The organism is Adlercreutzia murintestinalis (assembly GCF_943192905.1).
GTDB lineage: Bacteria > Actinomycetota > Coriobacteriia > Coriobacteriales > Eggerthellaceae > Adlercreutzia_A > Adlercreutzia_A murintestinalis.
On the sequence record NZ_CALPCC010000054.1, the window covers coordinates 1 to 1,187 of the forward strand.

At 51.0% G+C, this 1,187-nt stretch carries 1 protein-coding gene; it reads left to right on the forward strand.

The annotated features are described in order from the left end of the window. Nucleotides 1-1,187 (forward strand): hypothetical protein (locus NFR19_RS08880; RefSeq protein WP_251213432.1); only part of this gene is annotated, 1,187 nt, incomplete at both ends.

Sequence of the window (1,187 nt, forward strand, 5' to 3'; positions counted from 1 at the left end):
GAGGCCGCATCTTACTCAATCAGCGTCAACATACCCGATGAAATCAAAGACAGAGTTCTGTTCGCCGAGGCCGTGAACACAGCCTACGCAACCGATAACGAAAAACGTAATCAATATACATACGATGTGCATGTCGATGCTAATGTAGAGCTTCATCTTCGATTGGCGCCAGGCTATAAATATAAGCTCAAACGCTGGAAAGTTGAAGGCTGGGAATACGGCCATAATGCTCCTTCGGGCTCTATGGGAGCAATAATTGGCGATATCGAGCCGAGGCCGGATCTGAGCACATCCTCTTATCAAGCATACCATGGCTGGATAGGTCGTGGCGTTGCAGGCAATATTACCTATACGCCTGAATTCGAAGAGGAACCTGGGGAGACCTATAACTTAAGCGCAACCGCAGGCGCAAACGCGAGCAACGCAAGTGTTGAACCGCAGACATATACGTTTAAACCGGCAGGCGGAAACGTATCCACGGTAACGCTGAACGCCGATGCGGCTTCGGGCTACGATAAAGCCAAAGGCAGCTGGGAAGTTTGGATCAAGGATGGCTCTACCGAGGGCGTAGATGCAAACGGGTACAAGAAGCTGGATGTTCCGGAAGATGGCTCAGGAAAGGTAACCAAGCCCGTATACAACGAAGCTGACGACAACTGGACGGCGGATATCAACCCCGGCACTTACGGAGAAATTGACTTCCGTCCGTCGTTTACCGAGTACCTTCCGTTTAACATTACTGCAGCACCCGCGACGGACACAACTATTGAAGACTACGACCCGAATGTTGACTCCGCAAAAATCAAAGCGGTCAACGATGTAGAAGTTGCAGACTCCGCCGCCGCTGTATATGCCTATAGCGCAACGGCATCCACAAAAGTTGAACTAACAGCCGATCCGAAACTTGGCTACGACAAAGAGAAAGGCCAATGGGAGCTTTGGATCAAGGGTGTTGGAGAAACCGACTTCAAAAAGCACGATTTCGGTACCGGCCGTGGTACGGCGACGCTACCTGTAGCCGTTAAGGATGAATCGGGTAAAACAACGAGCTGGACCACCAGCATCAACCCGTACACCTCCGGTGAAGTTGAGTTCCGTATGCGCTTCGATGAGGCCGCATCTTACTCAATCAGCGTCAACATACCCGATGAAATCAAAGACAGAGTTCTGTTCGCCGAGGCCGTGAA